Source organism: Pseudomonas putida, from assembly GCA_041071465.1.
Taxonomy (GTDB): domain Bacteria; phylum Pseudomonadota; class Gammaproteobacteria; order Pseudomonadales; family Pseudomonadaceae; genus Aquipseudomonas; species Aquipseudomonas putida_P.
In genome coordinates, this window is the sequence record CP163498.1 from 4,414,748 (window position 1) to 4,426,829 (window position 12,082).

13 protein-coding genes and 1 pseudogene are annotated in these 12,082 nt (G+C 64.2%); 6 read left to right on the plus strand and 8 right to left on the minus strand.

What is annotated here, in order from left to right; genetic code table 11:
- Nucleotide 1 precedes the first annotated feature (1 nt).
- The 3 genes from AB5975_20375 to AB5975_20385 all read right to left on the minus strand — a co-directional run bounded on the left by AB5975_20375 (nucleotide 2) and on the right by AB5975_20385 (nucleotide 2,164).
- On the minus strand, nucleotides 2-976 hold the full coding sequence (locus AB5975_20375; protein ID XDR18914.1) for a FecR domain-containing protein: 975 nt from the start codon (nucleotides 974-976) through the stop codon (nucleotides 2-4).
- Nucleotides 973-1,479 carry a sigma-70 family RNA polymerase sigma factor gene (locus AB5975_20380; GenBank protein XDR18915.1) on the minus strand — a complete coding sequence of 169 codons (507 nt, stop codon included), beginning with the start codon at nucleotides 1,477-1,479 and terminating at the stop codon, nucleotides 973-975. Before AB5975_20380 ends, AB5975_20375 begins: the two co-directional genes overlap by 4 nt.
- Before the next feature lie 88 nt (nucleotides 1,480-1,567).
- Nucleotides 1,568-2,164 carry an NAD(P)H-dependent oxidoreductase gene (locus AB5975_20385; protein ID XDR18916.1) on the minus strand — a complete coding sequence of 199 codons (597 nt, stop codon included), beginning with the start codon at nucleotides 2,162-2,164 and terminating at the stop codon, nucleotides 1,568-1,570.
- Between the two features lie 92 nt (nucleotides 2,165-2,256).
- On the opposite strand from AB5975_20385, the gene AB5975_20390 reads away from it, so the two are divergent.
- Nucleotides 2,257-2,853, plus strand: a complete 597-nt coding sequence (locus AB5975_20390) for a TetR/AcrR family transcriptional regulator (protein XDR18917.1) — start codon at nucleotides 2,257-2,259, stop codon at nucleotides 2,851-2,853.
- Between the two features lie 49 nt (nucleotides 2,854-2,902).
- On the opposite strand, the gene AB5975_20395 is transcribed toward AB5975_20390, so the two are convergent.
- Complete coding sequence (locus AB5975_20395) at nucleotides 2,903-3,808, minus strand: AraC family transcriptional regulator N-terminal domain-containing protein (protein XDR18918.1); 906 nt, start codon at nucleotides 3,806-3,808, stop codon at nucleotides 2,903-2,905.
- A gap of 181 nt (nucleotides 3,809-3,989) precedes the next feature.
- Here AB5975_20395 and calA point away from each other — a divergent pair, with 181 nt between their 5' ends.
- Nucleotides 3,990-5,042, plus strand: a complete 1,053-nt coding sequence (gene calA / locus AB5975_20400) for a vanillin reductase (GenBank protein XDR18919.1) — start codon at nucleotides 3,990-3,992, stop codon at nucleotides 5,040-5,042.
- Nucleotides 5,043-5,121: 79 nt separating this feature from the next.
- Here the strand turns inward: calA and AB5975_20405 are convergent.
- A pseudogene (locus tag AB5975_20405) lies at nucleotides 5,122-6,437 on the minus strand (hypothetical protein).
- Between the two features lie 203 nt (nucleotides 6,438-6,640).
- Between AB5975_20405 and AB5975_20410 the strand changes: the two are divergent.
- Complete coding sequence (locus tag AB5975_20410; GenBank protein ID XDR18920.1) at nucleotides 6,641-7,840, plus strand: sugar transporter; 1,200 nt, start codon at nucleotides 6,641-6,643, stop codon at nucleotides 7,838-7,840.
- 50 nt (nucleotides 7,841-7,890) lie between these two features.
- Here the strand turns inward: AB5975_20410 and AB5975_20415 are convergent, their stop codons facing one another.
- The 3 genes from AB5975_20415 to AB5975_20425 are packed head-to-tail and all read right to left on the minus strand — an operon-like array spanning nucleotide 7,891 to nucleotide 10,328.
- A complete protein-coding gene (locus AB5975_20415; protein ID XDR18921.1) occupies nucleotides 7,891-8,475 on the minus strand; it encodes a LysE family translocator in 585 nt (194 codons plus the stop codon).
- 50 nt (nucleotides 8,476-8,525) lie between these two features.
- Complete coding sequence (locus AB5975_20420; GenBank protein ID XDR18922.1) at nucleotides 8,526-9,356, minus strand: AraC family ligand binding domain-containing protein; 831 nt, start codon at nucleotides 9,354-9,356, stop codon at nucleotides 8,526-8,528.
- Between the two features lie 48 nt (nucleotides 9,357-9,404).
- Nucleotides 9,405-10,328: a LysR family transcriptional regulator gene (locus tag AB5975_20425; protein XDR18923.1), complete on the minus strand. Its 924-nt coding sequence runs from the start codon at nucleotides 10,326-10,328 to the stop codon at nucleotides 9,405-9,407.
- Nucleotides 10,329-10,431: 103 nt separating this feature from the next.
- Between AB5975_20425 and AB5975_20430 the strand changes: the two genes are divergently transcribed.
- The 3 genes from AB5975_20430 to AB5975_20440 all read left to right on the plus strand — a co-directional run bounded on the left by AB5975_20430 (nucleotide 10,432) and on the right by AB5975_20440 (nucleotide 12,078).
- Nucleotides 10,432-11,085, plus strand: a complete 654-nt coding sequence (locus AB5975_20430) for an oxygen-insensitive NAD(P)H-dependent nitroreductase NfsB (protein XDR18924.1) — start codon at nucleotides 10,432-10,434, stop codon at nucleotides 11,083-11,085.
- A 109-nt stretch (nucleotides 11,086-11,194) separates the two neighbouring features.
- Complete coding sequence (locus tag AB5975_20435) at nucleotides 11,195-11,644, plus strand: antitoxin Xre/MbcA/ParS toxin-binding domain-containing protein (protein XDR18925.1); 450 nt, start codon at nucleotides 11,195-11,197, stop codon at nucleotides 11,642-11,644.
- Complete coding sequence (locus tag AB5975_20440; protein XDR18926.1) at nucleotides 11,641-12,078, plus strand: RES family NAD+ phosphorylase; 438 nt, start codon at nucleotides 11,641-11,643, stop codon at nucleotides 12,076-12,078. Before AB5975_20435 ends, AB5975_20440 begins: the two co-directional genes overlap by 4 nt.
- The last annotated feature ends 4 nt before the right edge of the window (nucleotides 12,079-12,082 follow it).

Below are 12,082 nucleotides of genomic sequence, written 5' to 3' on the forward strand. Positions count from 1 at the left end.
ATCAAGAGGTTTTCAGGTCGATCAGCATCAGCCACGGGCCATAGCGTTCCACGCTGATTGGCAGCGCTTCGGCCAACGCCTTCAACGCCTGTTGTGGCTGGTCCAGAGGAAATACGCCTTGTACCCGCAGACCGCGTGCCGCGGGGGCGAGCCGAATGTAGCCACGCTGGTAGGGGCGCAGCGCGTCGACCACCTCATGCAGGGGCTGGTCGAGGACTTCCAGGCGGCCCTCCAGCCATGCAGCGCGTTGCTGTTGTTCGCCCGTCAGCCGTTCGAGGGTGTTACTGCGCAGCAGCGCGGCCTGCCCTTGCTGCAGCTCGGCCCATTGGCCATCGGCCAAACTGGCGCGGACACTGTGCTGCAGTACCACCACCCGGGTGGCATCTTCCTCCTGGCTGACCAGAAAGCGCGTTCCCAACGCCTGCACTTGCCCTTGCGCGGTGCGCACGCGCAGGGGACGCAGCGGGTCGCGCGCGACCTGGATCAGCAACTCACCGTGACGCAGCACCACAAGACGCTGCCCGGCATCGAACTGCACGTCGACCGCACTGGCGCTGTTCAGGCTCAGGCGACTGCCGTCCGCCAAAGTGAAGCTGCGTCGCTCGCCACGGCCTGTGTGCAAGTCGGCCAGCCAGCCTTGGGCAGTGTCACTGCGCCATCCACCCCACAGCGCCGTGCCCAACAGCCCCAGGCTTGCCATGGCGCCCAGTACGTCACGCCGTGAGCGAGTCGGCTGCATCAGCAATCGGCGCGCCTCTGCGGCTTGGCCAGGGGCCCGTTGATCGAGGGCGTGCAATGCGGCGAGCGGATGGCCAAGGCGTTGTTCCAGTCGGTTCCAGGCCTGTTGATGAGCGGGGTCCTGCTGCAGCCAGAGCCTGACCCGTTGCAGCAGCGCTGCATCAGGCGTAGCGGCCCTGAGCTCGACCATCCAGTCGATGGCCTGCTCGCTGACCCGGTCGAGGGCTGGCCTGCTCATGCCTGCACCTCGCACAGGTAACATTGGCGAAGCGCCTGTTTCATGTAGCGGCTGACCGAGCGCTCGCTGATCTGCAGCTTTGCGGCGATGTCGGCGTAGTGCATGCCGTCGAGCTGGCTATAGAGGAAGGTGGCTTTGACGACCGCTGGCAAGCCGTCCAGTGCCTGATCGATGGTCACCAGGGCCTCGATCAGCAGCAGCTGCTCCTCGGCCGATGGCGCTACGGCCTCCGGCAGCCGCGCCAGATGTTCCAGATAGGCGTGCTCGAGCTGGCGACGACGGTGGCGGTCGAAGATCAGCCGGCGAGCAATGATGGTGAGGTAGGCGCGAGGCTGCTGAATGCTGTCTGGATCGACACGCGCGCCGAGCATCTGGCAGAACGTTTCGGCCGCGGTATCTTCGGCGTCGGCGTGGTTACGCAGGCGTTTGTGGATATGCTGGAGCAACCAGCGATGGTGGTCGCTGAAGAAAAAGCCCAGTTTACGGGTCGATGTGCTGTCCAACGCCTGGTATCCGGTCGTGAGTGAAAATCGTTCTCAATAGTAGCTGGGTCGTCTGATTTCCTGCAATGGCAAGGCACGCACGTAGAGATCAGGCAGCGGCCTGGGATTCGACAAATAGCTTTTGGCCCAGTGCGTTGGCGTGTTGCAGATGGTGAACCTGGCTGGGGCCTTCGCTGTCGTCCAGCAAGGTCGAACCCCGTACTTCGGCGCCGCAGTAGTCGAAGATGCCATGCTCGATCTGCACGCGCATGGCCTCGGCATAGCCATGCCGATCGAAGGTGCCGCTGTCGGCGCCGGCAACACCGACCAGGTGCACCTTCATGCCGCGCAGCTTCTTGACGGTAACGCCCCCTTCATAGTCGAACGCCCAACCATTGCTGAATACCCGCTCTACCCAGCCTTTGAGCAAAGCCGGCAACGACCACCAATAGATGGGGAAAACCAGTACCAGGGCATCGGCGCGGTCGATGCGCGCCTGCTCCTTCAGTACGTCAGCCGGTGGCGCTGCCTGGCGGCGGTGCACCGCGTGATCGGCCAGGCCAAAGCGTGGGTCGAAACCTTCACTGGCCAGGTCGGCGATTTCGCCAGTGTGCCCAGCACTGGCAAGGCCTTCGGCGACTTGGCGGGCAAGGGCGTGAGTGAGGGATTGCGGGTCGTGATGACCGACGACGATCAAGGCGTGCATGGTGGGTTCTCCAAGACGGGATGCGGAATGACCCTGAGCGCTATATACTCGAGGTAAGTTACGTTTTGTAAGTTACTTTTGGTAGGTAAGCAATGTCAAGCGACGATCGCACCCCGGTGCGCAAACGGCTGAACCGCGACGAACGCCGCAGGCAGTTGCTGGATGTGGCCTGGCAACTGGTGGGTGTGGAGGGGACGGATGCCCTGAGCCTGGGGCGCCTGGCCGAACAGGCTGGGGTAACCAAGCCGGTGGTCTATGACCATTTCGATACCCGCACCGGGCTGCTGGTGGCGCTGTACCAGGAATACGATGCGCGTCAGTCGCAGATGCTGGCGCAGGCCCTGGCCAACTGCGAAGACAGCCTGGTCAGCCGAGCCCAGGTGATTGCCGAGGCCTACGTGGACTGCGTGATGAGCCAGGGCCGGGAAATACCGGGTGTGTCGGCAGCGCTGGCCGGGTCGCCGGAAATGGAAGCGCTGAAACGGGCGTATGAGCAGCCGTTTCTGGACAAGTGCCGCGAAGCGTTGGCCGGTTTTTCGCCCAGCGGCAATGTGGGGGTTGCCGGCATGCGCCTGCTGGTGGGGGCGGCGGATGCGCTGTCCCAGGCGGCTGCAGCAGGGGAGTTGGAGGCCGGGCAGGCCAAGGCCGAGCTCAAGGCCGCAATTATCGCTATGGTAGAGCGGCAGTGAAGGCCTGAGTTCGTGGGGGGGGCGCAAAGCGGCCACGAGGCCCATCCCGTCAAACTGGCAAGCTCTGGTACGGCAGTTCATCCCCTGGGCTGCGCTCGAACTGGCGCTTGTACTCGCGGCTGAACTGCGACGTGCTCTGATAGCCCACCCGGTGCGCGGCCTGCGCCACCCCCAGGCCTTCGCCAATCAGCATCTGCTGCGCTTTCAGCAGGCGTAAGCGCTTCAAGTACTGCATCGGCGCCATGTCGGTGCAGCGCTTGAAGTGTTCATGGAAGGTAGAAACACTCATGTTGGCCCGCGTGGCCAGTGCCTCCACGCTCAGCGGCTCGGCGTAGTGCTCGCGCAGGTGGGTGAGGGCTGCGCCGATGCGGGCGAAGTGCCCCTGTTGCTCCACCAGTGCTCGCAACACACCGGCCTGCGGGCCGCGCAGCGCGGTATACAGCACCTCGCGTACGCGCCCCGGGCCCAGCACCTTGGCGTCCAGCGGGTCCTGCAGGCAATGCAGCAGCCGTTCCACACTGTCGCGCATTGGCGCATCCAGTGCTGCCGAGGTCATCGATTGCGGTGTTTGGGCCTGTACTGCAGCGTCCGGCACCATGTCCATGCTCTGCACCAGTTCACCCAGCACGCCACGGTCGATGTCCACCGCCACGCCCAGCAATGGCGCGTCAGGGGTGGCGAAGGTTTCGCACATGAACGGCACCGACAACGCCTGCACCAGGTAATGCCCGGCGCCGTACTCCAGGGTGCGTGGCCCCAGCCGCGCCAGCTTGCTGCCCTGGGCCAGGATCATCAGGCTGGGTTCGTAGATCTGTGGGCTGCTGGCGACATAGTGGTCCCAGCTCAGCACCTGCACCTGGGGCAGGCGTGTAGGTACGAAGCCCGGGCGTGTGGCGAGGGTGCGGATGAGCGCGCAGAGCGGCGCATTGGCGTCGACGTGGCGGGTCAGTTGCATGGTGAACCAAGGGCAGAGAATCAGACAGCTTAATCATCGCAGACTGGTGGCGTGGCGCTAGATGCTGGGTGGCATCTTCGGAGGATCAGGCATGCATGCCGGAGAATCAGCCGTGGGCGAGGCGGCAGGCGACGCGCAGAATGCGCCGCCTGAATCGTTTCACTTAAATGCGAGGTCCTGCATGTACACCGCCATCGGCTACGCCGCCCAAACCCCCACCAGCCCCCTGGCCCCCATGACCTTCGAGCGCCGCAGCCCGCGCCCGGACGACGTCGCCATCGAGATCCTGTACTGCGGTGTGTGCCACTCCGACATCCATCAGGCGCGCAACGAATGGGGCATTGCCGTGTACCCGCTGATGCCTGGCCACGAGATCATCGGCCGGGTTACAGCGGTGGGCGACAACGTCACTGCGCACAAGGTCGGTGACCTGGTCGGCGTCGGCTGCATGGTCGATTCGTGCCGCACCTGTGAAGCCTGCGCCAAGGACCTGGAGCAATATTGCCTGGAAGGCCCGACCATGACCTACGCCACCCCGGACCGGGTCGATGGCAGCAACACCATGGGCGGTTACTCCAGCAGCATCGTGGTCAGCGAGCATTTCGTGGTACGCATCCCGGCCGGCATGGACCTGCCCAGCGCTGCACCTATTCTGTGCGCCGGCATTACCACTTACTCGCCACTCAAACATCACGGCGTCGGCCCGGGCCACAAGGTCGGCATTCTCGGCATGGGCGGCCTGGGCCACATGGGTATCAAGCTTGCCAAGGCCCTGGGTGCGCAAGTGACCTTGTTCACTCGCTCCCAGGCCAAGGCCGAGGAAGCCCGCCGCCAGGGTGCCGACCATGTGATCGTGTCCACCGATGTCGAGCAGATGCGCGCCGCTGCTGGCCGCTTCGATTTCCTGCTCGATACCATTCCGGTGCAGCACGACCTCAACCCGTACCTGGAAACCCTGAAGTTCGATGGCGTGCACATCCTGGTCGGGCTGATCGAACCGATCGACCCGGCGGTGCATGCAGCCAACCTGGTGATGAAGCGCCGAGTACTGGCGGGGTCGTTGATCGGTGGCATCGCCGAGACCCAGGAAGTGCTGGACTTTTGCGCTGAGCACGGTATCCGTTGCGATATCGAGATGCTGGATATCCGCAATATCAACCAGGCGTATGAGCGGATGATCGCCGGTGACGTGAAGTACCGGTTCGTGATCGACATGGCCACGTTGCAGGGCTGATCGATCGGTTGCCTGTACTGGCCTATTCGCGGGGGCACCCGCGAGGAGGCCAGTACAGGCAACATGAATGATCGGTCTTTTACCAGACCATCGCCTTGTCCCAACCCTTCCAGAACAACCACCGCCGCACTTCGCCGTGTGCTCCGGTACCGATCTGCCACTCGGGCCGCCCGCTCTCCAGCGCAATTACCGACACAACCCCCGCATGGCTTGCCGCCACCAGTGTTCGCCCGTCGGCACTGATGTCCATCGCACTGATGGTCGACCCCAGGTAGTGCTGCCAATGCTCCTCGCCATCTTCGCCAAATGCCCGCAGGTACCCGTAGGCATCACCCACGATGTACTCGCCATCGCGCGCCACCCCGGCGTACACCCGTGCGCCATCCTGCACCAGCGGGGTGCGTGGGTCCTGGCTGTAGTAGTCGGTATCCAGGCCGGGCAAGTCCGCCACCCTGACCGCCAGTGTGGCGCCGCTGTAGAAATGGCAGGCATTGACGATCAACTGGTCACCGGTGCGGTTGAACAAAGCAAAGTGCGGGTATTCGCTGCCTGGGCCGATGTGTGCCAGCGGCCTGAGCTGATCGTCGAGGACCCGGTGCCGGCTGCCTTGCTCACCCACCACGATCAAGCGGCCATCTGCCGACACCGCGCCATGCTCCATGCTCAGCCCCAGGTTGATGTCGTCCGGTTCGGTGCCTTCGGCCAGCTCATCGAGCACGCGCGTCTGCTGCGGCAGCAGACGCGTTGCACCCTGACCGGCCAGCACGAAGATACCTTCGGCACTCACCAGCAGCACGCGTTGGCCATCCGGGAAGGGGATCAGCGCGGTGGGTGTGGGCGGCAGGTCGAACGGCTCGAACGGGTAGCCCGGCGGCAACCCCTCCAGCCCGGTTGGCCAGGCCAGACGGCGCACCTGCGGGCCACCCCAGCCATCGGTCACACGTATGCCCTCGGCATTGGCCAGGGCGAAGTAGCGCCGGGCCGGGCAGCGGCCAAAGTGTTCGATACCGATGACCGGGGTTACCCCATGGTGGTCGATACGCACCACCTGGCCTTTGTCGTACGGCATGCCGATGCGTGCCAGCAGGCTGCCATCCTCCAGCAGCAAAACATTGCTGATGCCTTGGGCGTGGTCTTCGAGCAACGGTACCAGGGGATGGTGCGCGGGGGCCAGGCCTCACGGAAGGCCCGGCGCTGCTGTTCGTCGACACCTGGGCAGTTGGCTGCCTGCAGGGCTGCCAACCAGGCGTCGAGCAGGTGTCTGGTGGCTGGCGCCTGCGGTTCTTCGAGGTTGTCCCAGCCTTGCGCACGGCCTTGCGCGACGTAGTCGTTGACGGCCTGGGCGTAGGCGGTAACCGCCTGCTGCCATTGCTGCTGGGGGTGCTGCTTGTCCATGAGCGGATCGGGCTCCTTGTCGCACACGCGTTTCACACAAAGCGCGCATGGTACTCCTTCTACCTGCCTCGCGGTTGTGAGGCCCCGGCTTGACGCGTACCATGCCGGGCATTCCTGTCAATAACAATGCGCACGTTGGCACCCGGCAAGCGGGTGGCTGGCGTGCGACCTGTTGCCTGTCTGCGGAGAAGCACTTTCCACCCATGAACGGACCCACACCTACCCACATACCGCCCGCAACGGGCAGCGGCAGCTGGCTTAGCGTGATCGCCCTGGCCTTGGCGGCCTTCATCTTCAACACCACCGAGTTCGTTCCAGTGGCGTTGCTCAGCGACATTGGCCGCAGCTTCGACATGAGCACCGCCCAGGTGGGCCTGATGCTGACCATCTACGCCTGGGTGGTGGCGCTGGCCTCGCTGCCGATGATGCTGCTGACCCGCAACATCGAACGGCGGCGTCTGCTGCTGTTCGTGTTCCTGGTGTTCATCGTCAGCCATTTGCTGTCTTGGTTGTCGCAAAGCTTTGCCATGCTGCTGGTCAGCCGTATCGGCATTGCCCTGGCGCATGCGGTGTTCTGGGCCATCACCGCTTCGCTGGCGGTGCGTGTGGCGCCACCAGGGCAGCAGGCCAAGGCGCTGGGCCTGTTGGCCACCGGTACTACCCTGGCCATGGTCCTGGGTATTCCGCTGGGCCGCGTGGTAGGCGAGGCGTTGGGCTGGCGCATCACGTTCCTGAGCATCGCCGGGGTGGCGCTGGCCACCATGCTGTGCCTGATGAAATCGCTGCCGCTGCTGCCCAGCCAGAACTCCGGCTCGTTGCGCAGCCTGCCGATCCTGTTCAAGCGCCCGGCGCTGGTGATCACCTACCTGCTGGTGACGCTGGTGATTACCGCGCAGTTCACTGCCTACAGCTACATTGAACCGTTTGCACTGCACGTGGCGCAGATTGGCGGTGAGCGCACCACGCTGGTGTTGTTGCTGTTCGGCGGTGCGGGGGTATTCGGCTCGTTGCTGTTCAGCCGCTACAGCGACCGTTTCCCCCATGGCTTCCTGGTAGGCTCGATCGGCTTGCTCGCCGCGTGCCTGTTGCTGTTGCTGCCGCTCTCGGGCAACTTCTACGCGTTCGCGGTGCTGAGCATGTTCTGGGGTGTGGCGATCCTCAGCTTCAGCCTGTCGCTGCAGTCCAAGACGCTGAAGCTGGCGTCGGATGCCACCGATGTGGCCATGGCGCTGTTCTCGGGTATCTACAACATCGGCATTGGTGGTGGTGCGCTGCTGGGCAGTATTGTCAGCAGCCAGATGGACGTGGCGAATATTGGCCTGGTGGGCGGTAGCGTGGCGGTGGTCGGGCTGGTGCTGGCCGTTGCCAGCACTCGGCGCTTCCGCGAGGCGCTGACACGCTGACCCCCAGGCCAGCGCTCCCACATGTCCCGCCCAGGCCTGTGGGAGAGCGCTCAAGCCAGGACGGCAGCCCATGCAGAGATCAATAGCGCCCCCGCCAACACCTGGTTGAACACCTGTAGCCGCCGTGGCGCCTGCAACCACCGGGCGCTACCCACCCCCAGCATCGCCCACGCCGCCATGCACGGCAGGGCGATCAGCAAAAACACCAGCGCCAGCAGCCACACCGGCAACGACGGTGCGGCAAAGACCCCGACCACCGCCACGGCCATCAACCAAACCTTGGGGTTCACCACCTGCAACGAGGCAGCGCTGAGCGCACTGAAGCCTTGTGCTGTGGCCGTCTGCAGCGGGGCGGCGGCACTGCGCAGCATCTTCCACGCCAGCCAGCTCAGCCACAGCACTCCGGCCCAGCTCATCAGCTGTTGGGCCAATGGGTGACGCAGCAACAGCTCGCCCAGCCCCAGACCAACCAGCAGCACGATCGCGGCCGCCGCACCGCAGGCTGCCACGATCGGCGCTAGGCTTGCGCGCAGGCCCACGCGCGCGCCATGAGCCAGGATCAACAAGTTGGTCGGCCCCGGGCTGATGCTGGACACCAGGGCAAAGAGGAAGAAGGGCAGCAACGACTGCGACATGGTTCAAGGCTCCGTGAAATCGAAGCACCATGCTCGCCGCCCGCCGGCATTCAGTCTGGAAGGTTTGAGCAGCGCCTGCGGTAGTCGGCGGGGGTTAGCCGATAGGCGCGGCGGAACCAGCGGCCCAAGTGGCTCTGGTCGGCAAAGCCCAACGCCACGGCCACTTCGGCAGGGGTCTGGCCTTGGGCGAGCAGGCGCCGCGCCCGTGCCAGGCGCAGCTGGATCAGGTAGGCATGCGGTGCAATGCCGAATGCGGCCTTGAACGCACGGGTCAGGCGAAAGCGGTCGATGCCGCAGGCGTGGGCCAAGTCTTCCAGGCCGATGTCACGCTCCAGGTTGGCGTGCAGGTAGTCCCGTGCGCGCTGTGCCGTCAGCGGCAGGCGCGGGTCGGGGTTGATGCGCCGGCGCCAGTGCAGGTGGCGGGTCAGGCAGGCCAGCAGGTCGTCCATGGCCGTTTGCCGGACGATGCGCAAGTCCTGCGTGTGCACGGCCTGGAAGGCGAGGGCGGTGGCCTGGGCCAGGCGTTCGTCATGGCACAGGGTATCGGCAAAACTGGGCAGGCTGTCGTCCGGTGCGTGCTCGAACAGCGCCCGCAGCTGTTGGTCGAGCCAAGCGGGCTCCAGGTACAGCGTTGAATAGGTGAAGCCTTCATCGGTAGGCGCCAGCCCATCGTGGATGTCGCCAGGCTCGAGCAGAAATACCTGCCCCGGCGTGCTGCGGTGGCGCACCCGGCGGCAGTTGAACTGCTGCACACCCTGTTCGGTGACGCCGACCAGGAAGCTGTCGTGCCAGTGCGGGTCGTAGGCATGGCCGACGAAATGCGCACGGACCGACTCGATGCCGGTGTCGGCGTCTTGCTTGAGGTCGATCCAGTTGCTCATGAACATGTGCCGTCGGGGTAAATGGCTACCTTAGCGCAACGCCCCGGCTCAGTCTGGAACGATTGTGCAGCCGTTGGTCAGGGCACGGTTGCGCAGGGCCTCGAAGCGCTCGCGCAGCCACAGGTGCAGTTGCGAAACCGCAGGTGTGAGCTGCTTGCGATGCGGGCAGACCAAGGTGACCGGGGTGGGCTCGCCGAGCATTTCGGGCAGCACGATTTCCAGTTCACCGGCCGCGATGTTGGCGCTGACATCCAGCCACGACTTATAGACGATGCCTTCGCCTTGAATGGCCAGGCGTCGGATGACATCGGCATCGTCGCTGACCAGCGGCCCACGCACCTGCACGGTGCGGTTGCCCAACCGCCATTTGTCGTACACCCGGTTGTGTTGCATGTACAACAGGCAGGCGTGCTGCTGCAGCGCGTCGGGGGTGAGCGGGCGGCCGTGGCGGGCCAGGTAGTCGGGCGAGGCGACCAGCACTCTGCGATTCCAGTCGGCCAATGGCAGGGCGATGTAGTTGGCATCCTGGTTGAGGCCATAGCGGATGGCCACATCCACCGGGTCGCGGTTAAGGTCGGCAATCTGGTCTGACAGGAAGAAGCGAAGCTGCAATGCCGGGTGCTCGCGGCGGAAGGCACTGAGCCAAGGCAGCAGCATGTTGCGGCCCAGGTCGGAAGGCGCCGATACCTGCAGGGTGCCGCGCAGGGTATTGGGGTTGCCATGCAGGTCCTCATGGCCCTGGCGCAGGCTCTCCAGCACATTCAGCGCGGTTGGCAGGTAGCGCTCGCCCTCGGCGGTCAGGCGCAGGCTGCGGGTGGTGCGGGCGAACAGGCGTACATCCAGGTCGCGCTCCAGGCGCTTGATCGCGGCAGCCACCTGGCCCGGTAGCAGGCCTGCTTCATGGGCCGCTGCAGTGAAGCTACCCAGCACACTGCTGCGGGCGAACAATTCGAGATCAGTGATGCGCAGCATTTTCATTCCAGGGATGAAAGTGTTGCTGCATTGTGCCGGTTTTTCTTTTCTACCGGAAAGATAAGATGCACGGCACATCCACTGTTCATACCGGAGTTCTTGCATGGATACCGTCTCGCTGGCCAAGCGCCGCTACACCACCAAAGCTTACGATGCCTCGCGCCGTATTCCCCAGGCCACTGTCGATGCCCTGCTCGAGCAACTGCGCCACAGCCCGTCGTCGGTCAATTCCCAGCCCTGGCATTTCATCGTCGCCGACACTGCCGAAGGCAAGGCTCGCCTGGCAAAGAGCACCACGGACGGTTATGCCTACAACTCGCCGAAGCTCCTTGATGCGTCGCATGTGATCGTGTTCTGCACCCGCACCGAAATGACCGAAGCGCACCTGAACACGGTGCTCGACCAAGAGGCTGCCGATGGTCGTTTCCGTGACGAGCAAGCGCGTGCCGGGCAAAACCAAAGCCGCCGGCACTACGTCAACCTGCACCGTTACGACCACAAGGACGTGCAGCACTGGATGGAAAAACAAACCTACCTGGCCTTGGGCACGGCGTTGCTGGGGGCTGCGGCGCATGGTTTGGATGCAACGCCGATCGAAGGCTTTGACAGCAAGATCCTCGACGCCGAACTGGGGCTGCGTGAGCGTGGGTTTACCAGCGTGGTGATCCTCAGCCTGGGTTACCGCAGTGAGACGGACTTCAATGCCGGGCTGAACAAGTCGCGGCTGCCGGCGTCGCAAGTCTTCACGTTCCTGTGAGATTGCAGGGGGCGCAAAGCGCCCCTGACTCGCCCGGCCGGCCGGGCAAACTGGCAATGATTCGGCATATACCGCATACTTGTCGGCAAACGCCGATAAGGAGCATGCCATGCTTGCCGAAGTGCTTCGCGACAACGGTTACCATGAGTACCGGGCGCGCTTGAACGCGCTGCTGGAAATCCCCGAGCTTGCCAGTGACTTTGAAATCCACACCCGCATCACCCATGGTTTTGCCGCCACCTGGCTGGTAAAGCTGACCGAGCGTGGTGTGCTCACGCCGGTGGAGCGCGACCAGATCATTCCCCTGCGCACCCTGAAAACCCGCATTGAGCGCGACCAGCCGTTGACCGTGGATGAAAGCGACCGTCTGTTCCGCTCGGCCCACATCACCGCCATGGCCGAAGCCGTGTTCGGCGAGGCGGACAAGGCCAAACGTTGGTTGTCCAAGCCCAAGGAGCGCTTTTCGGGGCTCACCCCGATGCAGATGCTTACCACCCAGCAAGGCACCACTCAGGTCGAAGAGATGCTGCTACAGATTGCCGAGGGCTTTGGCCTGTGATTCTGTGGCGTATCAGCGCCTACGCAGACTTGAGCGGCACGGGGGGCTTGCGGGTAAGCGGCCGTTGGCACCAGGCGGGCCGGCCGGTGGTATATGCCGCCACCAGCCCTCCAGGGGCGATGCTCGAGGTGTTGGTGCACCTGGAGATCGACCCTGAGGATTTCCCCACTACCCTGCGCCTGATCCGCATCGAATTGCCCGACACGGTTTCACAAGCGCGGTTACCCACCTTGCAGCCGGGCTGGTCCGCTCAGCCGGAGTTGACCCGGGCACTGGGCAATCGCTTTCTGGATGACTGTTCGGCATTGTTGTTGCCGGTGCCGAGCGCGATCATGCCCAGTACCACCAACTACCTGTTCAACCCACGGCACCCGCAGGCGCAGAGCGCGAAAATACAGGTCGAGGATTTCACCCCGGACAGCCGCTTGTTCTAGTGCC

Coding starts and splice junctions, on each gene's coding strand:
- AB5975_20430 (XDR18924.1), top strand. CDS start 10,432: ATGGATACCGTCTCGCTGGCCAAGCGCCGCTACACCACCAAAGCTTAC.
- AB5975_20410 (XDR18920.1), top strand. CDS start 6,641: ATGAACGGACCCACACCTACCCACATACCGCCCGCAACGGGCAGCGGC.
- AB5975_20435 (XDR18925.1), top strand. CDS start 11,195: ATGCTTGCCGAAGTGCTTCGCGACAACGGTTACCATGAGTACCGGGCG.
- AB5975_20425 (XDR18923.1), bottom strand. CDS start 10,328: ATGCTGCGCATCACTGATCTCGAATTGTTCGCCCGCAGCAGTGTGCTG.
- calA (XDR18919.1), top strand. CDS start 3,990: ATGTACACCGCCATCGGCTACGCCGCCCAAACCCCCACCAGCCCCCTG.
- AB5975_20375 (XDR18914.1), bottom strand. CDS start 976: ATGAGCAGGCCAGCCCTCGACCGGGTCAGCGAGCAGGCCATCGACTGG.
- AB5975_20395 (XDR18918.1), bottom strand. CDS start 3,808: ATGCAACTGACCCGCCACGTCGACGCCAATGCGCCGCTCTGCGCGCTC.
- AB5975_20390 (XDR18917.1), top strand. CDS start 2,257: ATGTCAAGCGACGATCGCACCCCGGTGCGCAAACGGCTGAACCGCGAC.
- AB5975_20415 (XDR18921.1), bottom strand. CDS start 8,475: ATGTCGCAGTCGTTGCTGCCCTTCTTCCTCTTTGCCCTGGTGTCCAGC.
- AB5975_20420 (XDR18922.1), bottom strand. CDS start 9,356: ATGAGCAACTGGATCGACCTCAAGCAAGACGCCGACACCGGCATCGAG.
- AB5975_20385 (XDR18916.1), bottom strand. CDS start 2,164: ATGCACGCCTTGATCGTCGTCGGTCATCACGACCCGCAATCCCTCACT.